The following is a 16659-nucleotide window of genomic DNA, read 5'->3' on the forward strand; positions in this document are numbered from 1 at the left end:
GGGCATTGTCGATGCCGTCAAAAGCAACGGCAGCGCCGCCCCAAACTTCGGAGCAAACGCGGGTCAGCGCGGCAGTCAGGGTGGTTTTACCGTGGTCTACGTGACCGATGGTGCCCACGTTCACGTGGGGCTTGGAACGTTCAAACTTTTCTTTTGCCACTGTCGTGTCCTCTATAGCTAAAAGTTTGTCAAAGAAGCCTCGAGCTGTGCACCTGCCGGCCGCCCGAGACCTTTTGAGTCAAAGGTTGTTTAAGCCTTGGTTTTCGCGATGATCTCATCGGCTACGTTCTTCGGCGCTTCCGCGTACTTCAGGAACTCCATGGTGTAGGTGGCGCGGCCCTGGGTGGCGGAGCGCAGGTCGGTTGCGTAACCGAACATTTCCGCCAGCGGTACTTCCGCGTTGATCACCTTGCCGGAGGGACCTTCGTCCATACCCTGGATCAGACCGCGGCGACGGTTGAGGTCGCCGACCACGTCGCCCATGTTCTCTTCCGGGGTTACCACTTCCACTTTCATCACCGGCTCCAGCAGTACCGCACCGCCCTTGGAGGAGAGCTGCTTGGTTGCCATGGAACCAGCGATTTTAAACGCCATTTCGTTGGAGTCCACATCGTGGTAGGAACCGTCGTACAGGGTTGCCTTCAGGCCCAGCAGCGGGTAGCCCGCCAGTACGCCGTTCTGCATCTGCTCTTCGATACCTTTCTGTACCGCAGGGATGTACTCCTTGGGTACCACGCCGCCCACGATTTCGTTGACGAACTCGAGACCTTCCGCGGACTCGTCCTCCGCCGGCTCGAAGCGCACCCAGACATGGCCGTACTGGCCGCGACCACCGGACTGGCGCACGAACTTGCCTTCGATCTCGGAGGTATTGCGGATGGCTTCGCGGTAGGCCACCTGCGGCTTGCCGATATTCGCCTCGACGTTGAACTCGCGGCGCATACGGTCGACGATGATGTCCAGGTGCAGCTCACCCATACCACCGATAATGGTCTGGCCGGACTCCTCGTCGGTCTTCACACGGAAAGACGGGTCTTCCTGGGCCAGCTTGCCCAGGGCCACGCCCATTTTTTCCTGGTCCGCCTTGGACTTCGGCTCCACGGCAACGTGAATTACCGGCTCCGGGAACTCCATGCGCTCCAGCACGATCCTGCTGTTCTCGGCGCACAGGGTGTCCCCCGTGGTGACGTCTTTCAGGCCGATGGCCGCGGCGATATCGCCCGCCAGCACTTCCTTAATTTCCTTGCGGTCGTTGGAGTGCATCTGCACCATGCGGCCGACGCGCTCCTTCTTCATTTTCACCGAGTTGTACACCGCGGTGCCGCTCTCCAGCTTGCCGGAGTAGACGCGGAAGAAGGTCAGGGTGCCCACAAAGGGGTCGGTGGCGATCTTGAACGCCAGCGCGGCGAAGGGCGCATCATCGTCCGCTTCGCGGGTCTCGACAGTCTCGCCGTCCTCCAGGGTGCCCTCGATGGCGCGCACTTCGGTGGGTGCCGGCAGGTACTCGATCACCGCGTCCAGCACTGCCTGTACGCCCTTGTTCTTGAATGCAGAGCCGCCCAGGACCGGAACGATCTCGTTGGCCAGGGTGCGCTGGCGGATACCGGCCTTGATTTCCTCTTCGGAAAGCTCGCCTTCCTCCAGATATTTTTCCATCAGCTCTTCGCTGGCTTCCGCAGCCGCTTCCACCAGGAACTCATGCATCTCTTCGCACTCGTCCTGCAGGTCGGCGGGGATGTCTTCGTAGGTGAAGGTCATGCCGGCGTCATCTTCGTTCCAGATGATGGCTTTCATCTTCACCAGGTCGACCACGCCTTTGAAATCGTCCTCGGCGCCGATGGTCATCTGCAGCGGTACCGCGTTGGCGTTCAGGCGGTCTTTGAGCTGCTTGACCACGTAGCGGAAGTTGGCCCCGGCGCGGTCCATCTTGTTCACGAAAACCATGCGCGGCACTTCGTACTTGTCGGCCTGGCGCCACACGGTTTCGGTCTGCGGCTGCACGCCGGAGGAGCCGCACAGTACCACTACGGCGCCGTCCAGCACACGCAGGGAACGCTCCACCTCGATGGTGAAATCCACGTGTCCGGGAGTGTCGATGATGTTGACGCGGTGCTGCGGGAACTGCTGCTGCATACCGGCCCAGAAACAGGTGGTCGCCGCGGAGGTAATGGTGATACCGCGTTCCTGCTCCTGCTCCATCCAGTCCATGGTGGCGGCGCCGTCGTGCACTTCGCCGATTTTGTGGGACAGACCGGTGTAGAAGAGTACGCGCTCGGTGGTGGTGGTCTTACCGGCATCTACGTGGGCGCAGATACCGATATTGCGATAGCGTTCGATAGGCGTTTTACGTGCCACAGTTGTATCCTCGATATAACGGCAAAAGGCAGCCTGGCCTACAACTAAATCTAGGTCCGCGCTGCCTTTCGGTATTAATTTCCGATGGTGGTAATCATCAGACTCAGAAGCGCCACTACCTAAAAACGATAGTGAGAGAACGCCTTGTTGGCTTCCGCCATACGGTGCACGTCTTCACGCTTCTTGACCGCACCGCCCTTGCTCTGGGAGGCGTCGATCATTTCGTTGGCCAGGCGCTGGGCCATGGACTTCTCGCCGCGCTTGCGGGAGAACTCTACCAGCCAACGCATTGCCAGAGCCATGCGGCGCGAGGGACGCACTTCTACCGGCACCTGGTAAGTCGCACCACCAACGCGGCGGGACTTTACTTCCACCATAGGCGCAATATTTTCCAGGGACTCTTCGAAAACTTCGATGGGGTCTTTGTTCAGTTTTTCAGAAACCATATCCAGGGCACCGTAAACGATGCTCTCTGCAACGGATTTCTTGCCGCTGATCATGACGTGGTTCATGAACTTGGCGAGGGTGACGTTCCCGAACTTGGGGTCGGGCAGCACTTCGCGCTTGGCGACTACTCGTCTTCTTGGCATGGGATTGCCTCTCTTCAGGGTTGCTCTGAGACGCCGCCGTAAACCAATACAATCCGGCGAGCTCAGCCTTACTCCGGTTGGAAAACCGAAACGCAATGAGTCAAATAAAGGTCAATCAACCTTTGGGACGCTTGGCGCCGTACTTGGAACGGCCCTGCTTGCGGTCGTTGACGCCGGCACAGTCCAGTGCACCTCGCACCGTGTGGTAGCGCACACCCGGCAGGTCTTTTACACGACCGCCGCGAATCAGCACCACGCTGTGCTCCTGCAGGTTGTGGCCCTCACCGCCGATGTACGAAGTCACTTCGTAACCGTTGGTCAGGCGCACACGGCAGACCTTGCGCAGTGCGGAGTTCGGCTTCTTCGGTGTAGTGGTGTACACGCGGGTGCAGACTCCACGGCGCTGCGGGCTGGCCTGCAGGGCGGGAACGTCGCTTTTCTCGACTTTGCGTTTTCTCGGCTTACGAACCAACTGGTTGATCGTTGCCATTAAAAATCACTCCAAAAATAAAACGCCCCCACCTTCGAGAGCGGGGGCCCAATCGTCTGTGTGTGCCAGCTGGCGGCCTGAAAGCCGGGCAGCACACCCCATATAAGCGGGGGCCGCATTCTATAGGCGCGACCGCGCCCAGTCAATGCGGAATGATGAATGCTGAATGCGGAATCGCGATCTGGCCATGTGCCGCAGGGCGACTCCTCGACCGCGATCAGCCCCGGTGCTAGCCGGGAGCCGGATCGCGGCCAACGGCCGCTCCTACAGCACAGAGCCAGACCGCGTATTCCGCATTCCGCATTCCGCTTTCATCATTCGCCGGAGGACTTCAGGGCTTCGGTCAGTGCCGCTTCCACTTCCGCCGCGGACGGCCCCTCGCCGAAAGTTTCCTCCAGCTGCAGGCTGCGTCTGCGTTTGCGCTCCAGGTGGTGCGCAAGGCCGGTACCCGCAGGGATCAGGCGACCTACAACAACGTTTTCCTTCAGGCCGCGCAGGCGGTCTTCCTTGCCGGTGACCGACGCCTCGGTGAGGACGCGGGTGGTCTCCTGGAAGGAGGCCGCGGACAGGAAGGACTCGGTGGCCAGAGACGCCTTGGTGATACCCAGCAGCAGGCGCTCAAACTGGGCCGGCTGCTTGTCCTCGGCGCGCAGGCGCACGTTCTCCTCGATGACCCGCTGATACTCCACCTGGTCGCCCTTGATGAACTCGGAATCGCCCATCTCGGTGATCTCCACCTTGCGCAGCATCTGGCGCACGATCACTTCGATATGCTTGTCGTTGATGCCCACACCCTGGAGGCGGTAGACCTCCTGGATTTCATTGGTGATGTAGCGGGCCAGTTCCTCCACGCCTTTCAGGCGCAGAATGTCGTGCGGGTTGGACGGACCGTCGGAAATAACCTCACCCTTCTCAACGGTCTCACCTTCGAACACGGTCAGCTGGCGGTGTTTCGGGATCAACACCTCGTAGTGATCCTTGCCGTTCGCCAGCGGCTTGCCGTCGGTCGGGGTGATCTGCAGACGTACTTTGCCCTTGGTTTCCTTGCCGAACGACACGGTCCCGGAGATCTCCGCCAGGATGGACGGCTCCTTCGGCTTGCGCGCCTCGAACAGGTCGGCCACCCGCGGCAGACCGCCGGTGATATCCTTGGTGCCGCCGGATTCCTGCGGAATACGCGCAACGATATCGCCCACATTCACCTTGTCGCCATCGGCCAGGCTGAGGATGGCCCGCGGCGGCAGCGCGTAATGCGCCGGCGCGTTGCTGTTGGCCAGGGTCAGTTCGTTGCCGCTCTCGTCCACCAGGGTCACCGCCGGGCGCAGGTCTTTGCCCGCGGACGGGCGCTCCGCCGGGTCGATCACCTCGATGGAGGACAGGCCGGTAATCTCGTCGGTCTGCTTGCGGATCGACAGCCCCTCTTCCATGCCGGACAGTTTCACCCAGCCGGCCACCTCGGTGATGATCGGGTGGGTGTGCGGGTCCCACTTGGCCACTACCTGGCCGCCGTCCACCTCGGCGCCCTCTCCCACGGTGATGCCGGCACCGTAGGGGAGCTTGTAGCGTTCGCGTTCGCGGCCGGCACTGTCGGCGACGGCCAGTTCACCGGAGCGGGACACCGCTACCAGGACACCGTTCTCCGCTTTTACCGTCTTCACATTGTGCAGGCGCACAGTACCCGGCTGCTTCACCTGGATGCTGTCCGCCGCGGAGGCGCGGCTGGCCGCACCCCCGATGTGGAAGGTCCGCATGGTCAGCTGGGTGCCCGGCTCACCGATGGACTGGGCAGCGACCACGCCCACCGCCTCGCCGGAATTGGCGCGGTGACCGCGAGCCAGGTCGCGGCCGTAGCACTGGGAGCAGATACCGTGGGCGGTCTCACAGGTAATCGGCGAGCGCACGATCACTTCGTCGATACCCATGGTCTCGATGCGCTCGACCCAGGCTTCGTCGATCATGGTACCGGCGGATACGGCGATCTCGTCGGTGCCCGGCCTGAGCACATCGCGCGCAACCACGCGGCCGAGGATGCGGTCGCCCAGGGATTCGATCACGTCGCCGCCCTCGATCACCGGCGCCATGGTCAGACCGTCGTCGGTGCCGCAGTCGGGCTCGGTCACCACCACGTCCTGGGCCACGTCCACCAGGCGGCGGGTCAGGTAACCGGAGTTGGCGGTCTTCAATGCGGTATCCGCCAGCCCCTTGCGGGCGCCGTGGGTGGAGATGAAGTACTGCAGTACGTTCAGACCCTCGCGGAAGTTCGCGGTAATGGCGTTCTCGATAATGGAGCCATCCGGACGCGCCATCAGGCCGCGCATACCGGCGAGCTGGCGGATCTGCGCCTCGGAACCCCGCGCACCGGAGTCGGCGTACATGTACACGGAGTTAAAGGAGTCCTGCTCGGTCTCCTTGCCGTCGCGGTCGATCACCTTCTCCTTGCGGATGCCGTCCATCATGGACTGGGTCACGCGGTCGTTGGTGCGCGACCAGACGTCGATGACTTTGTTGTATTTCTCGCCGGCGGTAACCAGGCCGGAGGCGAACTGGCTCTCGATCTCCTTCACCTCCGCCTCCGCGGCGGCGATCAGCTCGGCCTTGGCCGCCGGGATCTCAAAGTCGTTCACGCCGATGGAGGAGCCGGACTTGGTGGAGAAATCGAAACCTGTGTACATCAGTTGGTCGGCGAAGATGACCGTTGCCTTCAGGCCCACCAGGCGGTAGCACTGGTTGAGGATGCGCGAGATGGCCTTCTTGTTCATGGCCTTGTTGACCAGGTCGAAACCGAGGCCGTCCGGCACGATATTCCACAGCAGCGCACGGCCGACTGTAGTGTCGTAAATGGTGCGCTGCTCGCGCTTCTCGCCGTCCTCGCCGACGATCACCTCGCGGATGCGCACCTTCACCCTCGCCTGCAGACCCACCTGCTTGGCGTAGTAAGCGCGGCTCACCTCCTTGATATCGGAGAAGAACATGCCCTCGCCTTTGTCGTTGACGCGCTCGCGGGTCATCCAGTAGAGGCCCAATACCACGTCCTGGGACGGCACGATGATCGGCTCGCCGTTGGCCGGGGACAGGATGTTATTGGTGGACATCATCAGCGCGCGGCTTTCAAGCTGCGCCTCGATGGTCAGCGGTACGTGCACCGCCATCTGGTCGCCGTCGAAGTCGGCGTTATAGGCCGCACACACCAGCGGGTGCAACTGGATCGCCTTGCCTTCAATCAGCACCGGCTCGAACGCCTGGATACCCAGGCGGTGCAGGGTCGGGGCGCGGTTCAGCAGCACTGGGTGCTCGCGGATCACCTCGTCGAGGATGTCCCAGACCACCGCCTCTTCGCGCTCGACCATTTTCTTGGCCGCCTTGATGGTGGTGGCCAGGCCGCGGGCTTCCAGCTTGCCGAAAATAAACGGCTTGAACAGCTCCAGGGCCATCTTCTTGGGCAGACCGCACTGGTGCAGGCGCAGGGTCGGGCCGACCACGATCACGGAGCGGCCGGAGTAATCCACGCGCTTGCCCAGCAGGTTCTGGCGGAAGCGGCCCTGCTTGCCCTTGATCATGTCCGCGAGGGACTTCAGCGGGCGCTTGTTGGAACCGGTGATGGCGCGGCCGCGGCGGCCGTTGTCCAGCAGCGCGTCCACGGATTCCTGCAACATGCGTTTTTCATTGCGCACGATGATATCCGGCGCGTTCAGCTCGAGCAGGCGCTTCAGGCGGTTGTTGCGGTTGATTACCCGGCGGTACAGGTCGTTCAGGTCGGAGGTCGCGAAGCGGCCGCCGTCCAGGGGCACCAGCGGGCGCAGGTCCGGCGGCAGCACCGGCAGTGCCTGCATGATCATCCACTCAGGGTCGTTGCCGGACTTGTAGAAGGCCTCCAGCAGCTTCAGGCGCTTGGACAGCTTCTTGATCTTGGTCTCGGAGTTGGTGGCCGGGATCTCCTCGCGCAGGCGCTGGATTTCCGCCGGCAGGTCGATGTCGTGCATCAGCTCCTGGATCGCCTCGGCGCCCATTTTGGCCTCGAACTCGTCGGCAAACTCTTCCATCGCCTCAAAGTACTGCTCGTCGTTCAGCAGTTGGCCGCGCTCCAGGCTGGTCATGCCCGGATCGGTGACCACATAGGATTCGAAATACAGCACCCGCTCGATATCGCGCAGGGTCATGTCCAGCAGCAGACCGATACGGGACGGCAGGGATTTCAGGAACCAGATGTGCGCCACCGGGCTGGCCAGTTCGATATGGCCCATGCGCTCGCGGCGCACCTTGGCCTTGGTCACCTCGACACCGCACTTCTCGCAGATGATGCCGCGGTGCTTCATGCGCTTGTACTTGCCGCACAGGCACTCGTAGTCCTTCACCGGGCCGAAGATCTTGGCACAGAACAGGCCCTCGCGCTCCGGTTTGAAGGTGCGGTAGTTGATGGTCTCCGGCTTCTTCACTTCGCCGTAGGACCAGGAGCGGATCATATCCGGAGACGCCAAGCCGATACGGATAGCGTCGAATTCTTCCAGCTGTTCCTGGGCTTTCACCAGGTTTAACAAATCTTTCAAGGCCTTTCTCCTAGAAACAGGTTTCTAGATACAGGTATCTAGTTTGATGGGCACGCTTCGCTTTGCCCATCCTACATATCCGGTGCTGCGGGAATGCTATCCCGCATTCCGCTCACTCGTGCTCCAGCTCGAAGTTCATGCCGAGGGAGCGGATTTCCTTGACCAGTACGTTGAAGGATTCGGGCATTCCCGGCTCCATGCGGTGATCGGAGTCCACGATGTTCTTGTACATCTTGGTCCGCCCTTCCACGTCGTCGGATTTGACCGTGAGCATTTCCTGCAGGGTGTAGGCGGCGCCATAGGCTTCCAGCGCCCAGACCTCCATCTCCCCGAAACGCTGGCCGCCGAACTGCGCCTTGCCGCCCAGCGGCTGCTGGGTGACCAGGCTGTAGGAGCCGGTGGAACGCGCGTGCATCTTGTCGTCCACCAGGTGGTTCAGCTTGAGCATGTACATATAGCCCACGGTGACCGGGCGCTCGAATGCGTCGCCGGTACGGCCGTCGTGCAGGGTGATCTGCCCGGACTCCGGCACATCCGCCAGGCGCAGCAACTGCTTGAGCTCGTGCTCGTTGGCACCGTCGAACACCGGGGTGGCCATGGGCACGCCGCTGCGCAGGTTCTCCGCCATCGCCAGGATCTCGCGATCGGACAACTGGTCCAGTTCCTCGACCCGGCCGCCGGTGGAGTTATAGACCTCCTCCAGGAATCCGCGGATTTTCTTCGCTTCCTGCTGCTCCTTGATCATGCGGTCGATCTTGGCGCCCAGGCCCTTGGCGGCCATGCCCAGGTGCATTTCCAGCACCTGGCCCACGTTCATCCGCGAGGGAACACCCAGCGGGTTGAGGACGATGTCCACCGGCTCGCCGTTTTCGTCGTAGGGCATGTCCTCGACCGGCTTGATCACCGAGATAACACCCTTGTTGCCGTGGCGGCCGGCCATCTTGTCGCCGGGCTGGATACGGCGCTTGATCGCCAGATAGACCTTGACGATTTTCAGCACGCCCGGCGCCAGGTCGTCGCCGGATTCCAGTTTCTTCTTCTTGTCCTCGAAGGCTTCGTCGAGCAGCTTGCGGCGCTCCTTCAGTTGGGCCTCGGCTTTCTCCAACTGCTCGTTCAGGCTCTCTTCGCCCATGCGCAGCTTGAACCAGTCCTCCCGCGCCAGTTGGGACAACACCTCCGCGGTGAGCACGTCGCCCTTCTTGACGCCCTTGCCGCCGGCGGCCTTCTGGCCTTCCAGCGCCGCCTGCAGGCGCTCGAAAGTGGCCGCCTCGACGATGCGGTATTCCTCGTTCAGGTCCTTGCGCACTTCGTCCAGCTGCGCCTTCTCGATATCGATGGAGCGCTGGTCTTTCTGCAGGCCGTCACGGGTGAACACCTGCACGTCGATCACGGTGCCGCGGGCCCCGCTGGGGGCGCGCAGGGAGGTGTCCTTCACGTCGGACGCCTTCTCGCCGAAGATGGCGCGCAGCAGTTTCTCCTCCGGGGTCAGCTGGGCCTCGCCCTTCGGCGTTACCTTGCCCACCAGGATGTCGCCCGGACCCACTTCCGCGCCGATGTACACGATGCCGGACTCGTCCAGCTTGTTCAGCGCGGATTCGCCCACGTTGGGGATATCCGCGGTGATCTCCTCACTGCCCAGCTTGGTGTCGCGGGCGATACAGGTCAGCTCCTGGATATGGATGGTGGTGAAGCGGTCCTCCTGCACCACGCGCTCGGAAACCAGGATGGAGTCCTCGAAGTTGTAGCCGTTCCAGGGCATGAACGCGATGCGCATATTCTGGCCCAGGGCCAGCTCGCCCAGGTCCACAGAGGGGCCGTCGGCGAGGATATCGCCGCGCTCCACCACGTCGCCGGTTTTCACGATCGGGCGCTGGTTGATGCAGGTGTTCTGGTTGGAGCGGGTGTACTTGGTGAGGCCGTAGATATCCACACCGGCCTCACCCGCTTCCACTTCTTCGTCAGCGACGCGCACCACCACTCGGCTGGCATCCACACGCTCAATCACGCCGCCGCGCCTGGCCACCACACAGACGCCGGAGTCGCGCGCCACGGTGCGCTCCATTCCGGTGCCCACCAGCGGCTTCTCGGCGCGCAGGGTCGGCACTGCCTGACGCTGCATGTTCGAGCCCATGAGTGCGCGGTTCGCATCGTCGTGCTCCAGGAACGGGATCATGGCCGCGGCTACTGAAACCACCTGGCGCGCGGACACGTCCATATACTGGATTTCGTCCGGCGTCTTCAGGGAGAATTCGTTCTGGTGCCGCACGCTCACCAGATCGTCGGTAAAGCGGCCCTGATCATCCACCGCCGCGGACGCCTGGGCGATCACGAAGTTGGCCTCGTTGATCGCGGACAGATATTCGATCTCGTCGGTCACCTGGCCGTTTACCACCTTGCGGTAGGGGCTCTCCAGGAAACCGTAGTGGTTGGCGCGGGCATAGGTGGCCAGAGAGTTGATCAGGCCGATGTTCGGACCTTCCGGGGTCTCGATCGGGCACACGCGGCCGTAGTGGGTCGGGTGCACGTCGCGCACCTCGAAGCCGGCGCGCTCGCGGGTCAGGCCGCCGGGGCCGAGAGCGGAGACGCGGCGCTTGTGGGTCACTTCCGACAGCGGGTTGTTCTGGTCCATAAACTGGGACAGCTGCGAGGAGCCGAAGAACTCCTTCACCGCCGCCGCCACCGGCTTGGCGTTGATCAGGTCCTGGGGCATCAGGCCCTCGGATTCGGCCATGGACAGGCGCTCTTTCACCGCGCGCTCGACCCGTACCAGGCCCACACGGAACTGGTTTTCGGCCATTTCGCCCACGGAGCGCACACGGCGGTTACCCAGGTGGTCAATGTCGTCCACCATGCCCTGGCCGTTGCGGATATCGATCAGCGTCTTGAGGACGTCGACGATATCTTCCTTGCTCAGGGTGCCCGCGCCGGTCTCGTCCTCCCGCCCCAGGCGGCGGTTGAACTTCATGCGGCCGACCGCGGACAGGTCGTAGCGCTCTTCGGTGAAGAAGAGGTTGTCGAACAGGGACTCGGCGGACTCCTTGGTGGGCGGTTCGCCGGGGCGCATCATGCGGTAGATTTCCACCAGCGCTTCCAGTTGGGTACGCGACGGGTCGGCGCGCAGGGTGTCGGAAACAAACGGGCCGCGATCCAGGTCGTTGGTGTACAGGGTTTCGAATTTGCTGATATTCAGCGCCTTCAGCTTGCCCAGCACCTCTTCGGTGATTTCGGTGTTGCACTCGACCGCCACTTCGCCGGTGGACTCGTCCACGATGTCGTGGGCCAGTACGCGGCCGTAGAGGTAGTCCAGCGGTGCCTCCAGACGCTCCACGCCGGCCTTTTCCAACTGGCGGATATGGCGCGGGGTAATGCGGCGGCCATCCTCGACGATCACCTTGCCCTTGCCGTCCTTGATATCGAAAGAGGCGACGTCACCGCGCAGGCGCGAGGGGATCAGCTCCAGGCTGACATTGTCCTCGTGCAGTTCGAATCTGCTGGTCTCGAAAAACATTTCCAGCATTTCCTGGGAGCCGTAGCCCAGGGCGCGCAGCAGGATGGTCGCCGGCAGTTTGCGGCGGCGGTCGATGCGCACATAGACCAGGTCTTTCGGGTCGAACTCGAAGTCCAGCCAGGAGCCGCGGTAGGGGATCACGCGCGCGGCGTACAACAGTTTGCCTGAGGAGTGGGTCTTGCCCTTGTCGTGATCGAAGAATACACCCGGGGAGCGGTGCAGCTGGGAAACAATCACGCGCTCGGTACCGTTGATCACGAAGGTACCGTTATCCGTCATGAGCGGAATCTCGCCCATGTACACTTCCTGCTCTTTGATGTCCTTGATGGACTTACTTGCAGACTCTTTGTCGTAGATGATCAGGCGCACGCGCACCCGCAGAGGGCAGGCGTAAGTGACACCGCGCAGGGTGCACTCCTTGACATCGAACGCCGGCTTGCCCAGCTGGTAGCTCACATACTCCAGAGCGGCGTTGCCGGAATAGCTGACAATTGGAAATACGGACTTGAACGCCGCCTGCAGCCCGATATCCAGCCGGTCATCGGGGCGCTTGTCGGCCTGTGTAAATTTGCGATAGGAGTCCAGCTGTATCGCAAGCAGGAAAGGCACATCCATGACCTTCGGCAGTTTGCCAAAATCCTTGCGGATACGTTTTTTCTCAGTGTATGAGTAAGCCATTCATATTCCCCAGCTTGATCGGTGACAAGACTTCGTGGGAAAACCGGGAAAGCCGGGGCCAGAGTGGAAAACCGGGGTCAGAGTAAAATCATTTTCCAATTTGAAAAATTGAATGGCTGCGCCATTAAAAATAATTTTACTCTGACCCCGGTTTTCCAATTTTACTCTGACCCCGGTTTTCCTTTCGGTTTTCCACCTCCGGGCGAGAAGCCTCTGAGCAATACAGTCTTCACTGCACTGGTCGGAAATCTCTCGAGCACTTGCGCTTTTCAGCGGCGCACAGAGTGCGTTAAGGTGTATCTGTTGTCTCAGCGGTCACATTTTCTTCAATCAAAAAACACACTGAGAAGCCCGAAAACCTCACTGCCGAAAACGGCAAAAAGGCCGGCGGACAAAAGTCCACCAGCCTTGTCGCCACCCGTCGCAAAAAACGCCGGGCGGCTGCGCAACAACCGAATTACTTCAGCTCTACCGTTGCGCCAGCTTCTTCCAGCTGCTTCTTCGCCTCTTCGGCTTCGTCCTTGCTCACGCCTTCTTTCAGCGGAGCCGGAGCGCCGTCTACCAGCGCCTTGGCTTCCTTCAGGCCCAGGCCGGTGATGCCGCGAACCGCCTTGATCACGTTTACTTTCTTCTCGCCGGCGGAAGCCAGGATTACGTCGAACTCGTCCTTCTCTTCCGCAGCCGCTTCACCGGCAGCCGGGCCGGCTACAACCGCAGCAGCGGCAGTTACGCCGAACTTCTCTTCCATCGCTTCGATCAGCTCGACAACGTCCTTCACGGACATTTCAGCAACTGCGTTGATGATATCTTCTTTAGTCAGAGACATGAGTCAGTACCCAATTTGTTTGAGCAGCGGGCTGCTCGTAAATTCATTGAAAAGACAGCCGTTCAATAGTGAATCAGGCCGCTTCCTGCTCTTTCTGGTCGCGAATGGCCGCAATGGTGCGGACCAGCTTGCCAGCAGATGCTTCTTTCAACACGCTCATCAGTTTGGCGATCGCTTCGTCGTATGTCGGCAGGGTTGCCAACAAGGCGACATCGGCGACAGCGCCTTCGAAGGCGGCACCTTTCAGCTCCAGCTTGTCATTTCCCTTTGCGAACGCCGACAGGATGCGCGCACCGGCACCCGGGTGTTCGTTGGAAAAGGCAATCAGGCTGGGGCCGACGAACTTCTCTAGGAGACATTCGTATTCGGTACCGGCAAGAGCGCGACGCGCCAGAGTGTTGCGGACGACTTTCAACCAAACGCCGTTCTCGCGAGCCTCTTTGCGCAGGGCGGTCATGTCGTTCACGGTAACGCCGCGGGAATCCGCGATCACCGCCGACAGGGCGCCCTCAGCAGCTTGCTGGACTTCTGCGACAATCGCTTTCTTGTCTTCGAGTCCAATAGCCATAGTGTCACTCCTGGATTTGAAAAAAGACCGGGAATACCGCTCCCGATCCCGTTCCGGCAGCTCAAATCCAGCAAAAATACTGGTTTGGGCACACCGTCTGCGTAGGTTCGGACTCTCCGTCCGGATTAAGCCTGCGAACCGGTGTTCGCGCGGCACCTACGGTCTTTGACGGCCCGCTGTGCAGTGCATAGCGGACCCCAAAGTTCGGTTTTGCGAGGAAACAGCGGGCCTTCGGCCCGCAAGCCGAGCTGGAGCTCGGCGCTCCCAGCAGTTAAATGCTCAGGGAGGCCTGGTCGATGGTCAGGCCCGGACCCATGGTGGTGCTCAGGGTGATCTTCTTCAGGTAGACACCCTTGGCGGACGCGGGCTTGACCTTCTTCAGATCCGCCACCAGCGCCTCCAGGTTCTCCTTGATCGCTTTCGGATCAAAGCTCACCTTACCGATACCACCGTGGATAATGCCGCCCTTGTCGGCGCGGAATCGCACCTGGCCGGCCTTGGCGTTTTTCACCGCAGTAACCACATCCGGAGTCACAGTGCCGGTCTTCGGGTTCGGCATCAGGCCGCGGGGACCGAGGATCTGGCCCAGTTGGCCGACAACGCGCATCGCGTCCGGGGAGGCGATCACCACGTCGAAATCCATCTTGCCGGCCTTCACTTCGGCCGCCAGTTCGTCCATACCCACCAGGTCGGCGCCGGCTTCTTTTGCTGCATCGGCGTTGGCACCCTGGGTGAACACGGCTACGCGCACATCCTTACCGGTGCCGTGAGGCAGGGTGGTGGCGCCGCGAACCGCCTGATCGGATTTGCGCGGATCGATACCCAAATTGATGGAGGCGTCCACGGTTTCCGCAAACTTCACATTGGACAGCTCTTTCAGCAGGACCAGTGCATCGTCGATGCCGTAGGCTTTTCCGGCTTCCACTTTCTCAGCGATAGCGCGCTGGCGCTTGCTCAACTTAGCCACTTACAGTCCCTCCACTTCGATACCGGCACTGCGTGCGGACCCGGCGATAGTGCGCACGGCCGCGTCCATATCGGATGCAGTCAGGTCTGCCATTTTGACAGTAGCGATTTCTTCCAACTGGGCACGGGTTACCTTGCCCACCTTGTCGGTGTTCGGGCGACCGGAACCACTCTTGATCTTCGCGGCCTTGCGCAGCAGTACTGCGGCAGGCGGGGACTTCATAATGAAGGTGAAGGAGCGATCGCTGTACACAGAGATCACTACCGGCACCGGCAGGCCCGGCTCGATATTCTGAGTCTGGGCGTTGAACGCCTTACAGAACTCCATGATGTTCACGCCGTGCTGACCCAGCGCGGGGCCGACGGGCGGGCTCGGGTTGGCCTGACCGGCCTTGACTTGCAGCTTGATGTAAGCTTCGATTTTCTTAGCCATTACAGCTCTCCTGTGAGGATTTGCGCAAAAATGCGTCAATCCTTGATGGGTCTAGCGCCTGCGCTGAACAGATTGGACTGCAGCGCTCGGCTCCCCGGGTGTCTCCACGAACGCATGGACGCGCAGAGACGCGAAAGCCCCCTTTCGCCACAGAGCGAAAGGGGGCAAATTTCATGAGTCCGGCCCTGCCGGATTCACTCAGGACTTCTCTACCTGACCGAACTCCAGTTCTACCGGGGTGGAGCGGCCGAAGATCAACACCGCCACACGCAGGCGGCTCTTCTCGTAGTTGACCTCTTCCACCACACCATTGAAGTCGTTGAACGGCCCGTCGGTGACCCGCACCATCTCGCCGGGCTCGAACAGAGTCTTGGGTTTGGGCTTGTCGACAGAGTCGTCGATGCGATTCAGGATAGCCTGGGCTTCGCGATCGGTGATCGGCGCCGGCCTGTCCGCCTTGCCGCCGATAAAACCCAGCACGCGCGGGGTCTCTTTCACCAAGTGCCAGGTATCGTCGTTCAGTTCCATCTCCACCAGCACATAGCCGGGGAAGAACTTGCGCTCGCTCTTGCGCTTTTGTCCGGCGCGCATCTCAACCACCTCTTCGGTGGGCACCAGCACCTCGCCGAACAAGTGATCCATTTCGTGCAGCTCGATGCGCTCCTTCAGGGAAGACGCAACGCGCTTCTCATAGCCGGAGTAAGCCTGAACCACGTACCAATGCTTAGCCATGCGTCAACCTTTAGCCGATAACCTTGGATGCCGCCCAACCCAGGGCGGAATCCAGCGCCCACAGGATCAGCGCCGTAATCAACGTAATCACCACCACGATCAGCGTGGTCTGCGTCGCCTCCTGGCGGCTCGGCCAGACAACCCGCCGCACCTCTGTCTGGGCCTCCCGCAGGAGATTCCAAAAGGCATTGCCCTTGGCGGTATTGACCGCAACACCCAGCGCTACCAGGCAGAGCGCAACAATCGCCAGCACGCGGTAGAGAAGGGGGAAATCGGCGTAATAGGAATTGCCCGCCACCGCGGTGCCAACCAACAACACCACCAGCAGCCACTTCAGGCCATCAAGACGAAAGGTTTTCGCCTCTACTTTAGCATTCATATACAGAAGCCTTTCTAGTTTCTACTCTCTAGAAACCAGCATCTGGAAATGGCAGGCCAGGAGGGACTCGAACCCCCAACCCTCGGTTTTGGAGACCGATGCTCTACCAATTGAGCCACTGGCCTAAGAACAACCGGACGCCACTGCACATTTTTGCATCAGCGACCGAAAAACAAGGGAGCGGAGTCTAGCACCAGATCCGCCCTCGATCAACGGGTATTTTGCGGGCCTTTCGACCCGCAGACGGGCTGGCGTCCCGCGCCCAGCTTACTCGATGATTTTGGCCACAACGCCCGCGCCAACGGTACGGCCGCCTTCGCGAACCGCGAAGCGCAGGCCTTCTTCCATGGCGATAGGGGCGATCAGGGTGACTTTCATCTGTACGTTGTCGCCCGGCATGACCATTTCGGTGCCTTCCGGCAGTTCACAGGCGCCAGTGACGTCGGTGGTGCGGAAGTAGAACTGCGGACGGTAGCCCTTGAAGAAGGGGGTGTGACGGCCGCCTTCGTCCTTCGACAGTACGTACACTTCCGCTTCGAATTTGGTGTGCGGGGTGATGGAACCCGGCTTGGCCAGGACCTGGCCGCGCT

General features: G+C 61.2%; 12 protein-coding genes, 1 tRNA gene and 1 pseudogene. All 14 read right to left on the reverse strand.

The window, feature by feature from the left end; genetic code table 11:
• A partial coding sequence (locus ACRC0P_RS00650) for a GTP-binding protein (RefSeq protein ID WP_438627519.1) occupies positions 1 to 160 on the reverse strand: 160 nt, incomplete at its 3' end.
• Between the two features lie 89 nt (positions 161 to 249).
• Complete coding sequence (fusA, locus tag ACRC0P_RS00655) at positions 250 to 2355, reverse strand: elongation factor G (protein WP_438627501.1); 2106 nt, start codon at positions 2353 to 2355, stop codon at positions 250 to 252.
• 119 nt (positions 2356 to 2474) lie between these two features.
• Positions 2475 to 2945 (reverse strand): 30S ribosomal protein S7, encoded by a 471-nt coding sequence (gene rpsG / locus ACRC0P_RS00660; RefSeq protein ID WP_183463850.1) that lies wholly within the window; start codon positions 2943 to 2945, stop codon positions 2475 to 2477.
• 115 nt (positions 2946 to 3060) lie between these two features.
• Complete coding sequence (gene rpsL / locus ACRC0P_RS00665; RefSeq protein WP_067150990.1) at positions 3061 to 3435, reverse strand: 30S ribosomal protein S12; 375 nt, start codon at positions 3433 to 3435, stop codon at positions 3061 to 3063.
• A 314-nt stretch (positions 3436 to 3749) separates the two neighbouring features.
• Positions 3750 to 7979: a DNA-directed RNA polymerase subunit beta' gene (rpoC, locus tag ACRC0P_RS00670; RefSeq protein WP_438627504.1), complete on the reverse strand. Its 4230-nt coding sequence runs from the start codon at positions 7977 to 7979 to the stop codon at positions 3750 to 3752.
• Positions 7980 to 8091: 112 nt separating this feature from the next.
• Positions 8092 to 12165: a DNA-directed RNA polymerase subunit beta gene (rpoB, locus tag ACRC0P_RS00675; protein WP_438627506.1), complete on the reverse strand. Its 4074-nt coding sequence runs from the start codon at positions 12163 to 12165 to the stop codon at positions 8092 to 8094.
• A 457-nt stretch (positions 12166 to 12622) separates the two neighbouring features.
• Positions 12623 to 12991, reverse strand: a complete 369-nt coding sequence (rplL, locus tag ACRC0P_RS00680; protein WP_438627508.1) for a 50S ribosomal protein L7/L12 — start codon at positions 12989 to 12991, stop codon at positions 12623 to 12625.
• A 73-nt stretch (positions 12992 to 13064) separates the two neighbouring features.
• Positions 13065 to 13559, reverse strand: a complete 495-nt coding sequence (gene rplJ, locus ACRC0P_RS00685; protein ID WP_438627509.1) for a 50S ribosomal protein L10 — start codon at positions 13557 to 13559, stop codon at positions 13065 to 13067.
• Between the two features lie 271 nt (positions 13560 to 13830).
• The gene (rplA, locus tag ACRC0P_RS00690; RefSeq protein ID WP_438627511.1) at positions 13831 to 14526 is read right to left on the reverse strand and encodes a 50S ribosomal protein L1; all 696 of its coding nucleotides are present in this window, start codon (positions 14524 to 14526) and stop codon (positions 13831 to 13833) included.
• The gene (gene rplK, locus ACRC0P_RS00695) at positions 14527 to 14958 is read right to left on the reverse strand and encodes a 50S ribosomal protein L11 (RefSeq protein ID WP_438627513.1); all 432 of its coding nucleotides are present in this window, start codon (positions 14956 to 14958) and stop codon (positions 14527 to 14529) included. It abuts the gene before it with no gap.
• 198 nt (positions 14959 to 15156) lie between these two features.
• Positions 15157 to 15690, reverse strand: coding sequence for a transcription termination/antitermination protein NusG (gene nusG, locus ACRC0P_RS00700; RefSeq protein ID WP_438627515.1), 534 nt, complete (start codon positions 15688 to 15690; stop codon positions 15157 to 15159).
• A gap of 10 nt (positions 15691 to 15700) precedes the next feature.
• Positions 15701 to 16069 (reverse strand): preprotein translocase subunit SecE, encoded by a 369-nt coding sequence (gene secE, locus ACRC0P_RS00705; RefSeq protein WP_438627517.1) that lies wholly within the window; start codon positions 16067 to 16069, stop codon positions 15701 to 15703.
• 49 nt (positions 16070 to 16118) lie between these two features.
• Positions 16119 to 16194 (reverse strand) — tRNA-Trp (locus ACRC0P_RS00710).
• Positions 16195 to 16336: 142 nt separating this feature from the next.
• Positions 16337 to 16659, reverse strand: a pseudogene (tuf, locus tag ACRC0P_RS00715) (elongation factor Tu); the annotation flags it as partial.

Origin of the sequence: Microbulbifer sp. (genome assembly GCF_051659245.1) — a bacterium.
Classification (GTDB): Bacteria; Pseudomonadota; Gammaproteobacteria; order Pseudomonadales; family Cellvibrionaceae; genus Microbulbifer.